Genomic DNA, 17,769 nt, shown 5'->3' with positions numbered 1-17,769 from the left:
TCCCATGAGCGACAACACGATCGACCACGAGCAGACCGATACCAGCGCGACCGCCGAGCACGCCGAGCACGCCGACGCCGCGAATCCCGGCGACGAAACGGCCCCGCCCGCAGGAACCGACTCCGGTGCCGCCACCGCTGCTGATGAGACGAAAGGGGCTGCACGCGAGCGCAAATCGCGCCTGCCGCGCTTCGCCAAGCCTGTTCTCGGCAAGCGCGGTCGCATCGCGACGCAGGCCGCGGTGGTCCTGGTGCTCGGGGCCGCGGTCGGGTCGAGCATCTTCTTCTACCAGCGCTCCGCGCACGACAGCGACCTGCTCGCCGCGCAGGACGAGGCTCGCGCCGCCGCCTGCACCTACGCGCCGGTGCTGGCCACCTATGACGCCAAGAACCTTGACGCGTATTTCACCGCCGTGCTCAATGGCGCGACCGGTGACTGGCGCAAGCAATTCGATTCCACCAGCAAGGATTTGCGCGAGGTGCTCAGCCAGGGCCAGGTGGTGTCCAAGGCCACCGACGTGCAGTGCGCGGTGCGCAATGTCGACGCGAACTCGGCCGAGGCGATCGTGGTCATCGGCCAGACCATCACCAGCCTCGGCACCCAGGGCAAGCCCTCACCCGGGCAGCTGTCCATGGTGATGCGGCTGGAGCGTTCCGGCGACCACTGGTTAGTGAACAAGGTGAATTCGCCGCTGGCGCAGCAGTCGCAGCCGTGAGCCCGGCCGGCGCGCCCGCACCCGATCCCCGAGCGCGGGCGGTGCGCCGACGCCCGAAGAACCGCCGGGCGCAGATCGCGGCGGTGTCGGCGGCCGAATTCGCGGCACTGGGATATCACCGGGTCAGCATGGAGGACATAGCAACCCGGCTGGGCATCAGCTCGACCGCACTATACCGGCACTTCCCCAGCAAGTACGCGCTGTTCGCCGGTGAACTGCTGCGGCTGGGCGAGGTGACCGTCGCGGCGGTGAGCCTGCCCGAGGTGGCGGCCGCGTGGCCACCGCGGAGGCGGCTCGGATACGCCGTCGACGGCATCGTCACCGAGACCATCGCCAATCGGACCACCGTCGGCCTGGCCCGATGGGAGCATCGCTACCTCGACGAACCCGACAAGCGGACGGTGGATCAGCATTTCGCCACCGCGCTCACCGAATTGAGCGACCTGATCGGCGCGGTGCGACCGGAGCTCTCCGACCACGAACGGGTGGTGCGGGCGGTCGGCGTCTTCAGCGCGGCCAGCTGCCTCGGCGACCACCGCGTCCAACTCGCGGCCAAACCCCTTGCCGCCCTACTGAACACGGCCTGCTGGGCGTTGATCGAGACCGACCTCCCCGCCCGGGTGCAGCCGCCGCCCGCACCGCGCGCGGTCGAGATACCGTCCACCCTCAAGCACGAACTCCTACTGCACCAGGCGATCCGGCTGTTCTACGAACGCGGCTACCCCAATGTCAGCGTCGAGGACATCGCCGCCGCGGCGGGCCTACCCTCGGTCTCGGGCGTGTACCGCTACTACCGCGGCAAGGGTGATCTCCTGAACGCCGCCTTCCGCCGCGCCGCCGACCGCATGTCCGCCGTCATCGCCCCCACCCTCTCCGAATCCTCCGATCCCGCTGAGGCTTTGGCCAAACTCATCGACATGTATGTCGCCGGCGCCTTCGACGACCGCGAACTCATCTACGTCTACTTCGCCGAATTCGGCCACGTCCCCGACGACGAACGCGCCACCCTGCGCGTAGTCCAACGCCTCGTCGTAGCCGAATGGGCCACCCTCCTGGCCTGGGTCCGCCCGAACCTCACCACCGCCGAACGCCACATCCTCGTCCACGCCGCCCTCGCCCTGGTCGTCGACTACGGCCGCGTCTTCGGCGACAACGAGCGAATCTGCCCACGCCAGTGGGTGATCCGCCTCATGGAGGCCGTCCTCTTCGGCCATCCTAGGTGCTAACACCTTTGGACGCTCGCGGCGCCGAGTCGCTCGCCGGAGCCTGAGCGAGGGCCGCAAGACAGCGAATCAGGCCTTCAGTGCGCGTTCCAGGCCGTCGGCCACGCGATCGAGGGGCTCGGTATTGCCCTCGGTCCGGCAGAGCACCAGTGCGCCCTCCAGTCCGGCGATCAGCAGCGTCGCCAGGCGTGATCGCCTTCGGCATCTACCCCGATATGGCGTTCGGCGGCTCGATGCACTCGTGCACGATCCAGTTCCTGGGCTTCATCCCCGTCACGGTCAATGGCTGGCACGCGCTGTTCCACCTGATCAGCGGCATCGCCGGTCTCGCGCTCGCGGCGCGCCGATGGCCGGCCGAGCTGTTCACCTGGATCTTCGCGCCCTACTACTTGTTGGTCGCCGCGCTCGGATTCCTCGGCGGCGACCAGGTGCTGCACATGATGGCCGTCGACACCTTCGGCAACATCGTGCACACGATCGAAGGCGCGGCCCTGCTCACCGCCGGAATCCTGGCGGCGCTCAGCGGATTCCGGCAATCAGCGTCACCACGGTGACCAGGCCGATCACGCGTCAGTTGGCGTGCTCGCCGTCGCACCACTGATCGGCGGGGACGACGGCCTTCACTTCGGCGATGTGCTCGCCGCATCCGGCCCAGGTGGTCTTTCCGCAGGTCTCACAGGGAACTGGCTGACACACGGGGTGCTCCTCTCGAACAGACAATCGGACGAGCATCTATATCACAGCGCGACAGTCGATCGAGCCGGCCACCCGCGCCGATCCCGTCCATTACGCGCGCGCCCGCTTCGCGAATGCGCTACTCCCGGGTGGTTCGGTGGTGGGCGAGGATGGCGGTGGTGTCGGCGGTGCGGTCGATTACGGTGCGGGCCAGGTCTATCAGGCGGGTGTTGGTGGCTCGGGCGTAGGCGCGCAGGGCGGTGAAGGCGGTGTCCATGTCGAGGTGGGCCTGTTCGGCGAGCATGCCCTTGGCCTGTTCGATGGCCAGGCGGCTGTTGAGGGCGCCCTGTAGTTGCGCGGAGACCGCGAGGGTGTCGGCCAGGGCGCGGGCGTGCACGATGCCGATGGTGGCGACGTCGGTGATGGCCTGCGCGATGGCGATGTCGTCGTCGCCGAGTCCGCCGGGGCCGGGGGCGAACAGGTTGATCGCGCCGATTCGCTCCTCGCGCAAGCGCATCGGCAACGCGTACACGGCGTGCCAGCCCTGGGCGGAGGCGTGGTCGGTGAACTCGACCCACCGGTCCCGCTCGGCGGCCAATCCCTCTATCCGGACCGGCCGGCCGGTGCGGTAGGCGCTCACGCACGGCCCGGAGTCGGATTGGATCTGGAACAGCTCGAGCAGCCGGGTCGCCTCACTGGTCGAGGCCAGGACCTGCAACCGTTCGAGTTGGTCGGCCAGCAGCACACCGCTGGCCGTGCCGGGTAGCAACTCGCCCAGCACGTCGACGATCTCCTGCGCCAACTCGACCGGGTCGTAGTCGGCGACCAAGGAGTCGGCCAGGTGGACGAACGCCGAGATCAGTACGCGCTCGCGAGCTGTCATCCCTGTCCAACCTCCGTGCGATGTCAGATTCTACGGGCCTCAGCGGCCCGGCTCACCGTCTTCACCGGGGTCGAAACGGAGTCGGCGCGCCACCACATCGGCCGCGACCTGTGCGATCGGGCGCCCGCCGATCAACGCGTGGGCAATCAGCCGGGCATACGCGTCGGCAACCTCGATCCGCAGCTGCACGGCGACCATGCCGGTGGCCTGGTGGATCTCGCGCGTCGAGGTCGCCGACTCCCACCAAGGTCCCAGTCCGCCACCGTTTCCCACGGCGGCCAGCGCGGCGGCGGGTGAGAATCCGGTGGCGCCGAGCAGATCCGGCCGGGGTGCCCGCAGTGCCGCGAGCAGTACCACGGTCAGCACCTCGGCGATCTGCACCGCCGCGGCGAATCCGGCTCGATCCAGCGTGGCGGGTTCGTCGGTGTACAGGTCGAGGGTGCCCACCCGAATCGCGCCCTGGCGCAAGGGAAATGCGAACACCGCGCCACCCCGGCGGCCCTGCCCGGCCGCCGCCAGCAACGGCCAGCGTCCCCCGGCCAGGGCGGCGCCGAAATCGGGCACCAGCACCGGCACGTCGGCCCGATACGCCGCGGGGCCGGGCCCCTCGCCCGCGGCCACCTGCACCTGCGCCCATTCGACCGCGAGCGGGTCCGAGGCGCCCAGCATCTCCCAGCCCGCCTCGCCGGAACGCACCATGATCGCGGCCCGATCCACCGGCAGCAACCGTGTGCACACCGCGCTCAACACGCTCGCGTCGTGCGCCTGCCCGGGGTCCTCCTCGCTGCGGCGCAGCGCATCCATGAATCGCGCTCCGACAGCGTCGGATCCGGTCACCGCTGCACTCCCCACCTCGCGACGGAACCGTCCGCGACGCGCCAGTCTCCGGGGATCAGCACGCCGTGCGGATCGCGGCGGACCACGCTGACCAGTCGCGTCTGCTTCCGTGCGCTGCGCGCCAGCGGATCGAGCGGACCGCGAGTGGCGAACAGATAGCAGCGCCCGGTGTCGACCAGATCGCCGTCGAGATACGCGCACAATTGCTCGGCCGCCCACCCCAGATCCGCGGCCACCACTACCCCGCCGCACTGTGACAAACGGTCGCCGTCGGCCACCCCCGCGATCACCGACCACACCCGCGCCGGGTACGCGCGCTCGTCACAGAGTCCCGCCCATGTCCATCCGAAACCGGTCCACACCATGACCAGTCACCTCGGTTCGGTCCATCGTCGTAGGCGCACTGTCGACGCCGTGGAAGACAACAGCCCAACCGGGGGCCGGGGATGGCGTCGCTGTCGAGAAACGGATTTCCGCGCCCGCGCGCCGAAATCCGTGCAACGCCAATTGTAGGGCCGCGCTTGACGCTTCGACAGGCGATCCGAATCCACCTCAGCAGCGGACGCCGGCGACGGCGAAGCGTTCGACCTCGGCGATATGACCGCCGGTGGAGACGGCGACGGTCAGGGTCGCCGGGCAGGCGACGGTGAAGGGGACCGACGCGGTCCACGCCGCGGCGTTTCCGCCGGCCGGTATGCCGGTCACGTTCCCCACCGGGTGATCCTGGCCGAGGGCGCGGAGCTGGATGTGCAGGCTCTCATCGACGCCGGTGATGGTGCCGCCCACCGTGACCGGGCTCCGAACGGTCGCACCGTAGGCCGGAGTCGTCACCGTCAGGGTGGTGTCCTGGGTGCCGACCGCCTCCCACGGCTTGTCGTTCGCCGCGCCCTCGCCGATCCGGACCAGGTGCACGACCGCGGCCACGGTGGCCGCACCGTTGGGATTGTCGAAACCCACACTCACCCAGGACTCTTCGCCCTGTGTCTTGACCTGCACGACCTTGTTCACCGCGGCGTAGCCCAGATACTGCTGGGTGAACATCTGCGCGATCGACGCCTCGCTGAGATGCCAGGGCTGATGGCCGCCCGGGTCGGCGGATCGCTGCCAGGCGATCGCTTCGCTCACACTGCCGAACGGCCACAGCGGCTGGTAGCCGAATCCGGCCGGGGCAGAAGAGGTCTGGGCCGTCGATCCGGTGGCGCCCACGGTCGAGGACGGGCCCGCGGACGGAATCGCCGCTCCCGGAACCGAAGTCGCGGGCGCGGAGGTCGACGGTTCGGCGCGGTGACCGCCCTCGCGGGTCAGCGCGAACACGACCGCCGCGGCGGCGAGCACCACCGCCACCGCGGCGATCGCGATGGCGATGATCGAACGGCGTTGCGCCGGTGGCGTTTCGGGATTCATGGCGGTCTCCGGGATCTCGCTCGGGTCAGGTGGGGCGGGCCGGGGTGAGCAGGACCGGCACCGGCGCGGCGGCCAGCAGGTGGCGGACCACGCGCGCACGATCGGGGAGCAGCCGTTGCGACCAGCCGAGCACGATCAGATCGGCGTGCCCGGCGGCGACATCGAGGATGTGCTCGCCCGGCGCACCGCTGCGCAGGGTCAGCGTGCGGCAGGACTCGGGCAGGTAGGGGGCGCAGAAGCGGGCGTGGAAGCCCTGTTCCCAGGCGGGGCGGGCGTGGGCGGCCTGATCCCAGTGCGCGGGAGCGGTATCGCGGTCGAAGACGTGCAGTACGGCGATCTCGATGCCCGCCGCGCAGAACATGCCCACGGTCTCGGCGATCGCGTGCACGGCCTCCTCGGTGCCGTCGAGGGGAACCAGCACTCGTTCGAGGGTGTAGTCGCCGGCGGTCTCGGGCGGTACGACCACCAGCGGAACGGTCGTGTGCTGCGCGATCTCCCACGGTCCCTGGGCGCGGGTCAGGACGCCGAGCACCGCCTCGGGGTCTTCGAGCGCGCGGGTGAATTCCGCGCCGGGGCGGTCGGCGGGTACCGGACGCACCTGTGCGCCCGTGGCTTTCGCGAGTGCCGCGGCCACCGCCAGGGCCGGTTCGGAGGGGCGGACCAGAATGTCGTTCACGATTTCCCTTCCTCGCTCCGGGGCCACCGGGATTCCCCGGATATCAGCCGGGGCGGTGCCTCCCCCACCGCCGCCGTCAGCGGCCCGTCGGTGTGGATGCCGACGCCCGTGCGGCTGATATCCAGCCGCACGCAGCGGCCCAGGCATCGAAAAGCCAAGCCCAGCTTCGACCATCGCGCGGGCAGCGCCGGGCGCACGCTCAGCACGCCGTCGCGGACGCGCACCCCGGCGAATCCGGCGAGCATCGCCTGCCACACGCCGCCCAGGGTGGCCATGTGCAGGCCCGACGCGGTGGAGCCGGAGCGGTCGTCGAGGTCGAGTCGCAGCGCGGGCACCAGGGCTTCCAGGGCCGCGTCCGGTTGCCCCGCCCGCGCCAGCAGGGAGGCCATCACCGCGGGTGAGAGCGAGGAGCCGTGTGTCGTACGCGGACCGTAGTATTCGAGGTTGGGCAGCAGGGATTCCGGCGCGACCTCCTCGGGCACGAGGTGGTGCAGCATCAGCACATCGGGTTGCTTGATCAGCTGGGAACCGGTGACGCGCCCCTGGCCGAGCAGGACGTCGGCGGCGACGGGGGCATGGCTGACGTCCGACGCCAGCAGGGGTTCCAATCCGAAGTATCCGGTGAACTGCTCATAGCGACCGTCCGGTCCCAGCTGGTCGACAACCCGATCGGCGAGCTCACGCCAGCTGTCGAATTCGCTTGCCTCGCCCGGGTTCGCGGCCGCCAGCCGGGCCGCGCGGCGCAGGTTCCAGCGGGCCATGACATTGGTGAAGGCATTGTCGTCGACCGATTCATGATATTCGTCGGGCCCGATGATCTGGTCGAGATGCGCGCGACCGCGGGCATCGATTCGCATCCGCGACGCCCAGTAGCGCGCGGTCTCGACCAGCAGGTCGCGCGCCGTGGTGGACAGGTAGCCGGGCCGGCCGGTCCACTCCGCGTAATGGTGCGCGCCCCAGGCGACATCGGCGGTGATGTGTTCCTCCCGCGTGCCCGTGAGGATCGGTACCTCCACGCCGCCGAGGAATCCGCTGCGCGGTGTGACGTCGGTGCCGTCGGCCGCGGACTCCCAGGGGAACCGCGCGCCGCGAAACCCCTCCTCCCGCGCCCGCTCTCGCGCGGCGTCCAGGCGTCGCAGCCGATACGCCACGATGGCCTCGGCCGCCGCGGGATCGATGCTCACCATGGCGGGCAGCACGAAGGCGTCCGCGTCCCAGAACACATGACCGCGATAACCCGATCCCGACAGTCCACGCGCGCCGACCGCGGATTCGCCGTGCGCGCCCGCATTGGCCCACAGCTGGAACAGCGCGAACCGCACAGCCAGTTCGGTCTCCGGGTCGTCGGGCAGCTCGATGCCGACGGTGGACCAGCGCTGCGCCCACGCGTTGCGCTGGGCGGCGAGTAGCCCGTCGATGCCGCGCTCCCAGGCTCGTGACAGCGCCCGGACCGCGCGCTCGGCGCCGGCGCCGCTGGAATCGTCGGCCGTGTAGGCCGCGACGCGATCGAGCCGGGCGGTGTCGCCGTGCCTGCTCCGGGCTTGCCCGGCCGCCACCGCAATGGAGCAGCCTTCGACGGATTCGGCTCTCACACAGCGGATTTCAACCTCGGTCGGCAATCGCGCATCCGTTCCGATCGCCTGCGCGGGGTAGGCCGCGCCGGGCGCGAGCAGCGGCTGCACCCCCGTGATCCGATCGCCCGCCGCCTCGACGCGCATCGCCATCACCCCGGGCAGGTCCGCGCACGCGAACCGGAGGCTGCGGAACTCCCCCGCCGCGTCGGTGCGATACAACACGCCATCGGACAGATCGAGGAACCGCTGCGCGTCGTCCACCGGTGACGCGACCACGATCCGCGTCCACCCGGGTGCACCCAGCAACTCCTGCTCGGGCCCGCTTCCCGTGTACGCGCCCGCCACAAGCACTTCCGGAGCCCGCGTGTCCTCGCCGTCCTCGAGGACGCCCCGGCTGGCTATGCCACCGGATCCGACGGTGTACACCGCGGCATCGGACACACTGTGGCGCAACGGGTTTCCGGTGATCGTCCAGCGGCGGTCAAACTCGGGTCGGCCATCGGCGGGAGCGGTATGCACCGCGGCCTCGTCCCGCACGGCGCCGCCGTGGTGTACCGCGCTGCCATCGTGTGCGGTGCCGCCCTCGTCTACCGCACTGCCGCCGGGCGCCACCGGATGGTCGTCTGCCGCACTGCTCTCACGTGCGGTCCGGACGCCGTCGCCGTCCATCTCCCGAGCCCCTCTCCAGAGCCCACGCCCGCCTGTCCACCCCGCCCCGCCGCGGACTCGCCCCACGGAGACGGGCATTCAGATACTGGAGTACCCAATTTCCGCCCCCGGAAATGCCATCGAGCCCCGAACCGGTCTGCGTCGGTTCGAGGCTCGCTGGGGTGATCGTCCACGATGATCGCTCAGCATGTTCGACTGCCAGGACAGTACGTCCCCGCCGCCACGCCTGGCCGAACTTGTGACCCCGAACACCCACCCTGTCCAGTGGCGGTTCCCCGGTCACGCCGCTGGACGCCGAGGTCAGGCGCTGATCACCCGCTGCGGCAGATCCGTGTTCGTCCAGAGTCGGTCGAGGGTCTCGAAGAAGAGGTCCTCGCTGCGGGACAGGGCCAGGAAGCGATCCCAGGGCGTGTCGCCGAGCGGGTCGCTGAACCAGAAGCCGGGGCGGCGGGGTGCGGGCCAGCCGGTGTAATGGCGGCAGTTCGAGCACCAGAAGTGCGTCAGCGTCATCGGCGTGGCGTCGCGCTGCGCGCCGTGGATGTAGGTCCGCAGGGTTCGGCGGCCGCAGTGGGGACAGTGCTGTTCCTCGATCGCGCCGCTGGGCAGGTTCCGTTCCAGGAGCGCGTCGAATTCACGCAGGGAAAACCCGCGCCAGCGGACCGCGTTGCCGGGCATGGTCTCGATTGCTTCGGTCATCACACCACATGGTCACCAGCCAACCTGATAAAACACTTGCCGCGGCGCCGGATCGATCGGTGAAGTCAATCGCGTATTCGGCGCTGTATTTCAGCTCACCGCCTTTCATCGGATCTCGAGGTCGCGTCCAATTCGCGCTGCGCTGGACGCCGACGGCTAGTATCATCTGACATCTAGCGAAACCTGTTCTACCAGGCCATGTTTGACGCTCTGCCCACGTCCTGGTCGCAAATTGCTCGAAAAGTGCTGGTCTCGAACGTTTCTCAGTGATCGCTTTCCACCGGCTCATCGGAGTTGCACGTTGAAGATGCTCGCACCACCGCGCGAGACGACCCTGTCGGCCATCCATCCGGCGACGCCGGATCACACCGCGGGACAATGTGGGTGAGACTGTATTCGCCGGAATTCGCGGCCGATCCACGCCGATTCCTCACCGAGTCGAGACACCGGCACGGCCCGGTGGTGCCGATCGAGCTGGCACCGGGGGTGCCCGCCGCGCTGGTGCTCAGCTACCGCGACGCATCACCGACCCCGGCCGACGATTCCACGAATTCGCCCGGATCCTCGAACCCGGTGGACGGCTGATCACGCTCGGCATGCACCCCTGCTTCTATGCCGCCCGAGCCGAACGCACCTCCACCGCAGGTGAGCTTCCCGTCGAGGACTATTTCGGAACAAGGACCGTCGAACAACACTTCAACGTCGCCGGCCGGATCTCACCCGCCGCCTCGGTCCAGCAGTTCTACTCACTCGAGGCCACGATCCAGATGATCACCAACGCCGGGTTCGCCATCACCGATCTGCGCGAGCCTCACCCCACCGGTGAGCAATATCAGCAGAACCCATGGTGGAGGGAGAACTTCGTCCGCCCTCTCTTTCTCCTGCTCGACTGCATTCGACGCTGAGGTGGGTCAGGTGTGGATCAGCCGGGTCGCGGTGAGGCGACGGTTGACGACGTCGGCGGCCACGGCGCGGACCGAGGCGCCTGTTTCGAGCGCTTGGGCGCGCAGGGATCGCAGCGCGGCATCGAGGTCGATTCCTTGTGCGGCCGCGATCATTCCGCAGGCCACGTCGACCTCGTGGTAATCCACCACCGGCACGACCTCCGGCATCGGCGCCACGAGCTGGTGAGCGATCGCCTCGGCCGTGAGCGCGGTCAGCTCCTGGGCATCGATATAGGTGCGCGACGACATCGGTGCGGCCCGAGATGAATACAGGTTCACCGAACCGAACTTCGTGGGCCCGATCCGCAAGGGCAGGGCAGCCATTCCGGCCATCCCCCTCTCCGCGACGACCCGGGAGAACACCGGCCACCGCGCCCCACCCTGAATAACATCGGAAACCACCGACGCGCCCGCACTGAACGCATCCAGACTGGGCCCCTCCCCCAGCCCGAACTGCATGTCCTGAATCCAGAGCGCCAACTCATCACTGAAGCCCAGCAGCTCCAGACTCCCCTGCCGCAGCCGCAGCACCACGGTGGCGGCATCCACCCAATCCAAGCAATCGACAAAGCCCACACAAATCCGATTCCCCCACGTCTCCGCCGGGTGGGGCCGTTCGATCGCGTCCATCGCCGCACGTAATCGATCCATACCGAATTCTCCACCCGCACCAACCGGCAAACCCCGCCGGTTTCCACCACCGCAACGCGAAATGTACGACCGCGTAACCGGATTCCTCCAACCCGAGCCGTCGCCTAGCCCGCCGGTAACCACACGACAGAGATCTGGAACTGCATGGGGTGAATTGCGGTCCGAGGTTCGGTGGATCAGCGAAGGCGGTTGACACTCCGTGGCGTGCGCGAGACACGCTGATCGGAGGTGGATGTGCTGGTAAAGGTCGGATGGGAGTCAGGTCTCGTCGCCGCTGGAGGCAACGCCATGTTCCGGAGCTGGAATCATCGGTCGGCTGTGGGGATTTCGTGGGTGAGGAAGGGACTGGTTCTATTCGGTTCGGTGTTGGCCGTCGCTACCGTGCTCACGACGGCGCCGCAGGCGCGGGCCGGGGAGGAATCGTTTCTCGCGCCGATCGTGGTCGGCGAGAAGGCATTCGAGCCGGGGATGCATGTCGCGCCGGATGGGACGCTCTACATTGAAGGACCGACCGGTGTGCTTTCGGTCGGGATCTCCTCGCCCAGTATTCTTTTCCGCTCGCGTGACGATGGCGCGACCTGGGTGGCGACCGCGCCCGGATTGCGCAGTTACCTGCCCGGTGGGGGCGACGCCACGCTCGCCATCGCGCCCAATGGCGATCTCGCCCTGGCCGATCTCTGGGCCGGGAGTTCGACCGTGTCCAGGTCCTCGGATCAGGGTGATTCCTGGATACCGCTCCCGGCGGCCGGACTTCCGGTGCAGGACCGGCCCTGGCTGGCGAATTCGGGGACGGCCGTGTATCTCGCCTATCACCAGTTGCCGGGCGGGATCGGGGTGTCGAAATCGTTCGGCGACGGCCTGTTCTATCCGCAGACCACCGTCGCCGCCACCATCGTCGATCAGGAAGGTTGCGTCACCTGCGCGTCGGGCACCATCGTCGCCGCGCCCGGAACCACATTCCTCACCGATCGCGTCGGCGTCGTCTTCAGCACCCAGAACGGCGGCGTGAAGTTCAGCCGATCCCTCGACGGCGGGCTCACCTGGTCGGTGAAACCCATTGCGCCCTCGGGCAATGCCGATACCACCCTCGTCTTCCCCACGGTCGCCGACGCCGGCGGCGGCAACCTCGCCATCGTCTGGCTGGAGGTCACCGGCGGCCGCAGCATCGTCCGCCTCGCCACCTCCACCGACTGGGGCGACACCTGGTCACCGCCGCGAACCCTCACCGCCGCGGGCACATCGGTCTACCCCTGGGTGGCCGCCAAGGGTTCGAAGATCGCCGTCTCCCTCTACTGGAACAGCAGCGCCTCCACCCCCGACACCACCCCCGCCGACACACCCTGGTACGAGTCCTACACGGAGAGCACCGATTTCGGCGCGACCTTCACCCCCTTGGCCACCGTCGACCCCACCCCGGTGAAGGTCGGCCCCATCTGCACCGGCGGCTCCTCCTGCGGAGAAGACCGAGAACTCGGCGACTTCCAATCCGTGGCCATCGACAATCAGGGCCGATCGGATCTGGCCTACAACCGCTGGGCATCCGACGGCACCGCGGTGGAGGTCCGCTTCACCCGCCAGTGCTGAGCGAGGCCCGGAAGCCGCCGACGGGCTTCAGCGGGTCGGGATCGGAAGGCTCGTGCTCTCGACGCGGCTCGCGGTGATCCGCTCCGCGGCGAGTTGGGCGGCGCGGCTGCCGTCTTCGCCGCCCAGGCGGGCGATGATCCGCTCCAAGGGACTGATCTCGCCGTATCCACCCCAGTGGCCCTCCGGAATATTGGTGGGGAACACCCAGATCCGGCCGGGATCGCGCGGCCACGCACCCGCTTCGGCGTCGAGGATCGCGGCGGTCACATCACGAATGACCCCGGCGCGCTTGGCCTCGTCGAGCTGACCCTCCGGAACCGACGGAACCACCTTGTAGCGCGGCGCGTCCGCGAGTTCGCCGCCGACGTAGACGGCCGCCGGGCGGTGCAGGAACACCCACGAGACCGACCGCGTGACCGGGTCCGCGGGGTCGAATCCCTCATGGTGGATGAGGATTTCGGTGATCTGGTTCATCAGCGCCGCCTCGCGGTCGGCCGTGAACGTGCCCTCGGGGATGTAGACATCGAGCATCGGCATTGCCACCAACTCCTGAATTTAGTTTTGAAACCTAGATGGCCGACGCTAGGCAGCTGGGTAGCGATTGTCAACCCAGATGATTAGGGTGGTGCCATGGATTCGGACCAGCGCATCGACACGGTGAACTGCTCCATGGGCCGCGCATTGTCGGTCGTCGGCGAACGATGGTCGCTGCTGATCATGCGGGAAGCCATCGACGGCGCGACCCGGTTCAGCGACTTCCGCGACCGCCTCGGCATCGCCAGCAACCTCTTGTCAGCCCGCCTCGACAGCCTCGTGGACGCCGGTGTCCTGCAACGCATCCCGTATCGAGAGCCCGGCAGCCGGCAACGCTACGAATACCACCTGACCGAACGCGGCCTGGATCTGCGCCCGACGCTGCTGGCGCTGCTGGAATGGGGCGACAAGTACCTCGCCGACCCCGAAGGCCCGTCGGTCGTGGTCCGCCACCACTCCCCCGACACCGACCACGACTGCGACGAACCGGTCCGCCTCGTGCTGGAATGCGCCGCGGGCCACACCCACCTGCCGCCCACCGCGATCCGCCGCACCCCCGGCCCCGGCGCCCGGTTCCTGCGATCCGAATAACCTCCCGGGTTGCGTTCATCGCGAACGCAACCGACGCCTTCACCCGCTCAGCACAACCACGCACCGAGCAGGCTCGCCAGGTATCCGAGTATCCCGATGTACCCGAGGCCACCCAGCCACTTGGCCAACCAGCCGCTGTCGTCCAGGTGCGGGTCCAGGCGAATGACCGCCAGCAATGGCACGAGTACCTCGCCCTCGACGTCGGTGCCATCGGGAAAGGTCAGGGCGCACAACAAGAGAAAGCCATCTGCGGTCAGCAAGGCCGGATGAGTGCATTGCTCACCGAAGTAGCCGGTCAGGACCAATGGACCGAACGCGAGCACGGGCAGCGTGCCGAACGAGAACACAGCGAAGAACAAGAACACCCAGCCCATCGCGAACAACCGAAGAAGCAGAGCGGCGAACACGACCACCAACTGGATCCAACCGATCGTCTGACTGGTCATCACCGAATGTCTCACCTGCCTCTCGGTCGTGCCGCTGATCCATTGCCAATCGATTCATGATCGGGCAGAACGACAATCGAGTTCTAGCACCACCCTGGAGAGGACCACTGCGGCATGGCCAGTCGATACCCCTACGCGCGCAGAACAGACGACGGAGGGATCCTCATCCCCAAGGCATTCCACCTCCCCGACGGCATCATTGCCGACGGTCATGAAATCGTGCACCCAGACGACCCTCGATACGCCGAGCTCGATCACATCCTGCGGCAATGGGATGCGAACCACCCCGATGCCGAGGACGCACCCCCACCGCAGGTCGGAACATTTCTGAAAGGCCGGGATACCGCCGCTGTACCGCACGGCGCATGGGCGCGAATCGTACAGCGACTCAAAGGTAATCGGCACAAGTGACAGGCTCACAGCACCGGTCGTCGTGGCGGTTCAACCCAGATCGTCGTAGTCGAAGCGCTCGTCGTAGGCAAGCGGAGCCGCGCTGTCGGGCCACACGAGTGGGCCGCGGGTCCAGGTCGGCGGGAAGTCCTCCAGCGTGACGAAATCGTCCGATCCAATCTGCAGCGCGTACATCGGACCGCTCGGAAACTGAGGATTCAAGCGAATATTCAGCCATTCGCCCTCGTGGTGCGCGCGCAGCCAGGAATGTCGCCGTGGGTCGGCGGTCCAGTGCAGTGCGCAGTCCTGAAGGTGGCGCAAGCGGGCCATCGCCTGTTCGATTTCCATCGGTTTCTCCTGGGCGCTGAGGGTACCAGCCGCAACGTACTCGGCCCAGACCCGGCCTGGGAGGCAGACACCGGTTCACGACTACTCGGCGTCCACTCGCCGACAACTGACTGTCGATACGCTTGGTCTCCATTGGCAGGCCGCCCAACGCATTTCCGCTGTGAGCATGGAAGTTGGCGTTGAAGGGACCTGCCTACAGGACAATTGGAGGATTTGTCGACATGCTGCCGGAAACCACAAGGCCTGCTGGGGAATCCGATGATTCCCTCGGATGATTGGCTATACGTGGAAATACGAAACCGCTACTGGCAGCGAGTTCGACAGTTGGACCGCAATGACTACGACCTCCGGATTCCACCGCGTGATCGGACCTGGTACATCCTCAACCCGCCACTCGCCCGTGCCGAGGTCACGAATTTCGAGGACAGGCACGGGATTACGCTGCCGCATGCCTATCGGAAGTTCGTCACGGAGGTCGGCAACGGTTTGACCGGACCTTACTCGCCATTGACACCGCTGAAACTGTCCGTCTTCGCCACCGAGCTCGCCCGGCCATCCCGCTTGGTCGCGGATATCTCGGCCGACGATGCCAGGGATGTGCAGCCCGAGGACGACAGCTGGTCCTTCGTCGACGGAACAATCCAGCTGAGCGACGAAGAGGATCAATCGACGAATCGGCTCGTGGTAAACGGCTCCGGCCTGGGTTCGATCTGGAATTATCACTGGCATACCGGCTACCGGTCTTGGGGCACGTTCAGCGAGTCCTCGCTCCCGGATCTCGCGAAGCTGAATGTCACCACCGCTGCCGCACGGCACGACAGCCTATTCCTACACTCCGACATTCTCGAGAACCACTGCCTGGATGATTTTCGCCGCTGCTGGTCCAACAGCTTCGGCGAATACCCGCTGCCGAGTACCGCGACACGCAGATGGAATTTCGTCGATGCCAACCGCCGCCGCACAATCCTCGAATTCCATGTGACACAGCAGTTCGACCGCCTCGATCTCGGCACGATACACAGCCGGTTCAAGACCGTATTCGTAGACCTGACCACCGGAAAGCGCAAAGGTGGCGGCCGGTACGTCATCGGACAGAACTGGACCGGACGACACGTGGTCACCGCGGGCTGGGACAGCGGCACAGCACGGCTGCTGCTACACGCGGGCAGCCTTCCGATGAACGCCTTCGACGAGACGACCGGCACAGCGCTTCGAACCCGGTCGGCAACCGTCGCCCTCCAACCTTGAACAGGGTCGGCGATCGACGAGCTGACGTTATCCCATCGGTGACCGCAAACCCGTTGCATCCGTTGTTTATCCGATGCCTATCACGGTTCGACAAACTTTCGAGGCGGAATTCCGCACCATAATCCCACTCTCCTTGGAGCACCGATGACCGACCGTCAGTTGTATCCACCAGTGCACGTACGCAGAGCTCCGAGCGCCTTCACCGCCGTCACGGCGGGTGTGCTCGCTCTGCTCGGGGGACTCCACCACGGTGTCATCGGATTGCTGGTACTGCCGTCCATCAACGATCTGATCGTGAGTGATCCCGAGTTCGACCCGACGGGCTACTGGACCAAAATCAAGGTACTGATCATGATCGAGCCGGCGTTCGGGATTCCGCTGCTCGTCGGCGGAGTGATTATGTTGCGACGCAAGCGGATCGCACGGGTATTGATCGGCGTGGGCGGCCTCGGCGTGCTGATTCTCTCCATCACCGCCACAGTGTCCTCCTACTACCACGTGGCTCCCCAGGGCACACCCGTCCTACTCGATTCGCCGGCCACCGCGTTCGCCCTCGCGGGCACCGCGTTCAACGTGACGATGCTCGCGCTGACCTTCCTACCCAGTACCTCACGATGGCTGGCACACCGACCGTGACGCGTCGAGACTCGGTGATCGTCGTGGCGGCCCTGACCGTCGCGGCGGCCCTGACCGTCGTCGGCATGATCGAGATCCATTACTCGACAACGGGATCGGGTCGGCGAAGCACTGAAATCACGTTCGGGACGGCGCGACCACAGCCCGGCGGCGAGCTCGACCTGCGACTGTCCGACAGCGGCGAGGCACTCGCCGAACCCGACGCATGCGCGCTCTTCAGCGATGCGGAGATCACCGCGATCCTTCCGCAGGCCGAGCACATCACCCGAAAACCGGAACCGGTCAGTCACATCCCGCAACTCGGCGAAGGCACCCGCGAACAACGGCTGCGGTCACGCGCCACCTTCTGGCCGCGAGGCCAATGCGACTACAACTTCGACCTGACTTACTTGCACATCGCGCGGATCACGTTCTCGATTCACGCGATTTCGACACCGGAGTCGATCGCCTGGTACTACGACACGGTGAAGGACGGGTACATGTACGACACGGGGTTCGCAGATCACGGACAGGTCTGGAGTGCCGACGCATGCTTCTCCGAACGCGGAATCGCCTTCTGCCGCTACGGACGCGTCTATCTCGACGTGCGGCTCTTCACCCCTGCCACGACGTTCACCGATCGTGAATGGCAGGACCGGCTCATGCCGCTGATCGGCCCCATGCTGGCCGCGAAAACAAGCTCATAATCTGCCGTTCCACTTGGTCTCCACGCTGATCACCGGCTGCCCGCCCTCGCGGTGGACGCGAGCCTGATCGTTCACGGATCGGAGCTGGGCCCGCTGGTTCGGCGGCGCCACCGAACGGAGAAACCCCGGATCGCGGGTCACAGGTCCGCATTATCCGGGGTTGCTGTCAGCTAGTGTCGTGAGTCGTTGATTCGTTGGCAGTAGGCGGCGAGAGTTTCGAGGATCTCGTCGGCGGTCTTGGTCCAGACGAAGGGTTTCGGGTCGGCGTTCCAGGCGTTGATCCAGGCTTGGACGTCGGCTTTGAGTTCGGTGACGCTGCGGTGGGCCGAGCGGCGCAGCTTGCGGTTGGTCAGCTCGGC

Annotated in this window: 23 protein-coding genes and 1 pseudogene; 11 read left to right on the top strand and 13 right to left on the bottom strand. The window is 67.3% G+C overall.

Annotation, left to right across the window (positions count from 1 at the left end):
* The first annotated feature begins 4 nt into the window (after positions 1–4).
* The 3 genes from ACAM49_RS20590 (at position 5) to ACAM49_RS20580 (ending at position 2,492) form a co-directional block, all read left to right on the top strand.
* Positions 5–715: a hypothetical protein gene (locus ACAM49_RS20590; RefSeq protein WP_369637160.1), complete on the top strand. Its 711-nt coding sequence runs from the start codon at positions 5–7 to the stop codon at positions 713–715.
* On the top strand, positions 712–1,941 hold the full coding sequence (locus ACAM49_RS20585) for a TetR/AcrR family transcriptional regulator (protein ID WP_369637159.1): 1,230 nt from the start codon (positions 712–714) through the stop codon (positions 1,939–1,941). The genes ACAM49_RS20590 and ACAM49_RS20585 overlap by 4 nt, the downstream gene beginning before the upstream one ends.
* 185 nt (positions 1,942–2,126) lie before the next feature.
* Positions 2,127–2,492: a DUF4383 domain-containing protein gene (locus ACAM49_RS20580; RefSeq protein ID WP_369637158.1), complete on the top strand. Its 366-nt coding sequence runs from the start codon at positions 2,127–2,129 to the stop codon at positions 2,490–2,492.
* A gap of 16 nt (positions 2,493–2,508) precedes the next feature.
* Here ACAM49_RS20580 and ACAM49_RS20575 read toward each other — a convergent pair whose 3' ends face one another.
* From ACAM49_RS20575 to ACAM49_RS20540, 8 genes are all read right to left on the bottom strand, one after another.
* Positions 2,509–2,634: a hypothetical protein gene (locus tag ACAM49_RS20575; RefSeq protein WP_369637157.1), complete on the bottom strand. Its 126-nt coding sequence runs from the start codon at positions 2,632–2,634 to the stop codon at positions 2,509–2,511.
* A 118-nt stretch (positions 2,635–2,752) separates the two neighbouring features.
* Positions 2,753–3,496 (bottom strand): GAF and ANTAR domain-containing protein, encoded by a 744-nt coding sequence (locus tag ACAM49_RS20570; protein WP_369637156.1) that lies wholly within the window; start codon positions 3,494–3,496, stop codon positions 2,753–2,755.
* Between the two features lie 39 nt (positions 3,497–3,535).
* Positions 3,536–4,333: an ANTAR domain-containing protein gene (locus ACAM49_RS20565; RefSeq protein WP_369637155.1), complete on the bottom strand. Its 798-nt coding sequence runs from the start codon at positions 4,331–4,333 to the stop codon at positions 3,536–3,538.
* The gene (locus ACAM49_RS20560) at positions 4,330–4,698 is read right to left on the bottom strand and encodes a hypothetical protein (protein WP_369637154.1); all 369 of its coding nucleotides are present in this window, start codon (positions 4,696–4,698) and stop codon (positions 4,330–4,332) included. The genes ACAM49_RS20565 and ACAM49_RS20560 overlap by 4 nt, the downstream gene beginning before the upstream one ends.
* 187 nt (positions 4,699–4,885) lie before the next feature.
* Positions 4,886–5,737, bottom strand: a complete 852-nt coding sequence (locus tag ACAM49_RS20555) for a hypothetical protein (RefSeq protein ID WP_369637153.1) — start codon at positions 5,735–5,737, stop codon at positions 4,886–4,888.
* Between the two features lie 25 nt (positions 5,738–5,762).
* Positions 5,763–6,413 (bottom strand): universal stress protein, encoded by a 651-nt coding sequence (locus ACAM49_RS20550; protein WP_369637152.1) that lies wholly within the window; start codon positions 6,411–6,413, stop codon positions 5,763–5,765.
* A complete protein-coding gene (locus ACAM49_RS20545; protein WP_369637151.1) occupies positions 6,410–8,656 on the bottom strand; it encodes a glycosyl hydrolase family 65 protein in 2,247 nt (748 codons plus the stop codon). The genes ACAM49_RS20550 and ACAM49_RS20545 overlap by 4 nt, the downstream gene beginning before the upstream one ends.
* 300 nt (positions 8,657–8,956) lie before the next feature.
* Complete coding sequence (locus ACAM49_RS20540) at positions 8,957–9,352, bottom strand: hypothetical protein (protein WP_369637150.1); 396 nt, start codon at positions 9,350–9,352, stop codon at positions 8,957–8,959.
* Positions 9,353–9,736: 384 nt separating this feature from the next.
* Between ACAM49_RS20540 and ACAM49_RS20535 the strand changes: the two genes are divergently transcribed.
* Both ACAM49_RS20535 and ACAM49_RS20530 read left to right on the top strand, forming a co-directional pair.
* Positions 9,737–9,937, top strand: a complete 201-nt coding sequence (locus ACAM49_RS20535) for a hypothetical protein (RefSeq protein WP_369637149.1) — start codon at positions 9,737–9,739, stop codon at positions 9,935–9,937.
* 11 nt (positions 9,938–9,948) lie between these two features.
* Complete coding sequence (locus ACAM49_RS20530) at positions 9,949–10,257, top strand: hypothetical protein (RefSeq protein ID WP_369637148.1); 309 nt, start codon at positions 9,949–9,951, stop codon at positions 10,255–10,257.
* A gap of 6 nt (positions 10,258–10,263) precedes the next feature.
* On the opposite strand, the gene ACAM49_RS20525 is transcribed toward ACAM49_RS20530, so the two are convergent.
* The gene (locus ACAM49_RS20525) at positions 10,264–10,926 is read right to left on the bottom strand and encodes an ANTAR domain-containing protein (protein WP_369637147.1); all 663 of its coding nucleotides are present in this window, start codon (positions 10,924–10,926) and stop codon (positions 10,264–10,266) included.
* Between the two features lie 384 nt (positions 10,927–11,310).
* On the opposite strand from ACAM49_RS20525, the gene ACAM49_RS20520 reads away from it, so the two are divergent.
* The gene (locus tag ACAM49_RS20520; protein WP_369637146.1) at positions 11,311–12,531 is read left to right on the top strand and encodes a hypothetical protein; all 1,221 of its coding nucleotides are present in this window, start codon (positions 11,311–11,313) and stop codon (positions 12,529–12,531) included.
* Between the two features lie 27 nt (positions 12,532–12,558).
* Here ACAM49_RS20520 and ACAM49_RS20515 read toward each other — a convergent pair whose 3' ends face one another.
* Positions 12,559–13,068 carry a hypothetical protein gene (locus ACAM49_RS20515; RefSeq protein ID WP_369637145.1) on the bottom strand — a complete coding sequence of 170 codons (510 nt, stop codon included), beginning with the start codon at positions 13,066–13,068 and terminating at the stop codon, positions 12,559–12,561.
* A 93-nt stretch (positions 13,069–13,161) separates the two neighbouring features.
* On the opposite strand from ACAM49_RS20515, the gene ACAM49_RS20510 reads away from it, so the two are divergent.
* Positions 13,162–13,656 carry a winged helix-turn-helix transcriptional regulator gene (locus ACAM49_RS20510; protein WP_369637144.1) on the top strand — a complete coding sequence of 165 codons (495 nt, stop codon included), beginning with the start codon at positions 13,162–13,164 and terminating at the stop codon, positions 13,654–13,656.
* Between the two features lie 47 nt (positions 13,657–13,703).
* Here the strand turns inward: ACAM49_RS20510 and ACAM49_RS20505 are convergent, their stop codons facing one another.
* On the bottom strand, positions 13,704–14,102 hold the full coding sequence (locus ACAM49_RS20505) for a hypothetical protein (RefSeq protein WP_369637143.1): 399 nt from the start codon (positions 14,100–14,102) through the stop codon (positions 13,704–13,706).
* A gap of 114 nt (positions 14,103–14,216) precedes the next feature.
* Here ACAM49_RS20505 and ACAM49_RS20500 point away from each other — a divergent pair, with 114 nt between their 5' ends.
* Complete coding sequence (locus tag ACAM49_RS20500; RefSeq protein ID WP_369637142.1) at positions 14,217–14,513, top strand: hypothetical protein; 297 nt, start codon at positions 14,217–14,219, stop codon at positions 14,511–14,513.
* A gap of 30 nt (positions 14,514–14,543) precedes the next feature.
* Here the strand turns inward: ACAM49_RS20500 and ACAM49_RS20495 are convergent, their stop codons facing one another.
* Positions 14,544–14,840 (bottom strand): hypothetical protein, encoded by a 297-nt coding sequence (locus ACAM49_RS20495; RefSeq protein WP_369637141.1) that lies wholly within the window; start codon positions 14,838–14,840, stop codon positions 14,544–14,546.
* Positions 14,841–15,164: 324 nt separating this feature from the next.
* Between ACAM49_RS20495 and ACAM49_RS20490 the strand changes: the two genes are divergently transcribed.
* From ACAM49_RS20490 to ACAM49_RS20480, 3 genes are all read left to right on the top strand, one after another.
* Positions 15,165–16,088: an SMI1/KNR4 family protein gene (locus ACAM49_RS20490; protein WP_369637140.1), complete on the top strand. Its 924-nt coding sequence runs from the start codon at positions 15,165–15,167 to the stop codon at positions 16,086–16,088.
* A gap of 144 nt (positions 16,089–16,232) precedes the next feature.
* The gene (locus ACAM49_RS20485) at positions 16,233–16,724 is read left to right on the top strand and encodes a hypothetical protein (protein WP_369637139.1); all 492 of its coding nucleotides are present in this window, start codon (positions 16,233–16,235) and stop codon (positions 16,722–16,724) included.
* Positions 16,703–17,410: a hypothetical protein gene (locus ACAM49_RS20480; protein ID WP_369637138.1), complete on the top strand. Its 708-nt coding sequence runs from the start codon at positions 16,703–16,705 to the stop codon at positions 17,408–17,410. Before ACAM49_RS20485 ends, ACAM49_RS20480 begins: the two co-directional genes overlap by 22 nt.
* A gap of 170 nt (positions 17,411–17,580) precedes the next feature.
* On the opposite strand, the pseudogene ACAM49_RS20475 reads toward ACAM49_RS20480, so the two are convergent.
* A pseudogene (locus tag ACAM49_RS20475) lies at positions 17,581–17,769 on the bottom strand (IS630 family transposase); the annotation flags it as partial.

The organism is Nocardia sp. JMUB6875 (genome assembly GCF_041154655.1).
In the GTDB taxonomy this organism is placed as follows: domain Bacteria; phylum Actinomycetota; class Actinomycetes; order Mycobacteriales; family Mycobacteriaceae; genus Nocardia.
The sequence above is the reverse complement of the archived record's forward strand: the minus strand, read 5'-3'. Positions and strand labels throughout refer to the sequence as shown.

What these genes read in the sequence shown, in the direction of transcription:
- ACAM49_RS20545 (WP_369637151.1), bottom strand. Translation starts at nt 8,656, where the DNA reads ATGGACGGCGACGGCGTCCGGACCGCACGTGAGAGCAGTGCGGCAGAC.
- ACAM49_RS20590 (WP_369637160.1), top strand. Translation starts at nt 5, where the DNA reads ATGAGCGACAACACGATCGACCACGAGCAGACCGATACCAGCGCGACC.
- ACAM49_RS20480 (WP_369637138.1), top strand. Translation starts at nt 16,703, where the DNA reads ATGGCTGGCACACCGACCGTGACGCGTCGAGACTCGGTGATCGTCGTG.
- ACAM49_RS20485 (WP_369637139.1), top strand. Translation starts at nt 16,233, where the DNA reads ATGACCGACCGTCAGTTGTATCCACCAGTGCACGTACGCAGAGCTCCG.
- ACAM49_RS20510 (WP_369637144.1), top strand. Translation starts at nt 13,162, where the DNA reads ATGGATTCGGACCAGCGCATCGACACGGTGAACTGCTCCATGGGCCGC.
- ACAM49_RS20560 (WP_369637154.1), bottom strand. Translation starts at nt 4,698, where the DNA reads ATGGTGTGGACCGGTTTCGGATGGACATGGGCGGGACTCTGTGACGAG.
- ACAM49_RS20555 (WP_369637153.1), bottom strand. Translation starts at nt 5,737, where the DNA reads ATGAATCCCGAAACGCCACCGGCGCAACGCCGTTCGATCATCGCCATC.
- ACAM49_RS20495 (WP_369637141.1), bottom strand. Translation starts at nt 14,840, where the DNA reads ATGGAAATCGAACAGGCGATGGCCCGCTTGCGCCACCTTCAGGACTGC.
- ACAM49_RS20500 (WP_369637142.1), top strand. Translation starts at nt 14,217, where the DNA reads ATGGCCAGTCGATACCCCTACGCGCGCAGAACAGACGACGGAGGGATC.
- ACAM49_RS20525 (WP_369637147.1), bottom strand. Translation starts at nt 10,926, where the DNA reads ATGGACGCGATCGAACGGCCCCACCCGGCGGAGACGTGGGGGAATCGG.
- ACAM49_RS20540 (WP_369637150.1), bottom strand. Translation starts at nt 9,352, where the DNA reads ATGACCGAAGCAATCGAGACCATGCCCGGCAACGCGGTCCGCTGGCGC.
- ACAM49_RS20570 (WP_369637156.1), bottom strand. Translation starts at nt 3,496, where the DNA reads ATGACAGCTCGCGAGCGCGTACTGATCTCGGCGTTCGTCCACCTGGCC.
- ACAM49_RS20530 (WP_369637148.1), top strand. Translation starts at nt 9,949, where the DNA reads ATGCACCCCTGCTTCTATGCCGCCCGAGCCGAACGCACCTCCACCGCA.
- ACAM49_RS20515 (WP_369637145.1), bottom strand. Translation starts at nt 13,068, where the DNA reads ATGCCGATGCTCGATGTCTACATCCCCGAGGGCACGTTCACGGCCGAC.
- ACAM49_RS20505 (WP_369637143.1), bottom strand. Translation starts at nt 14,102, where the DNA reads ATGACCAGTCAGACGATCGGTTGGATCCAGTTGGTGGTCGTGTTCGCC.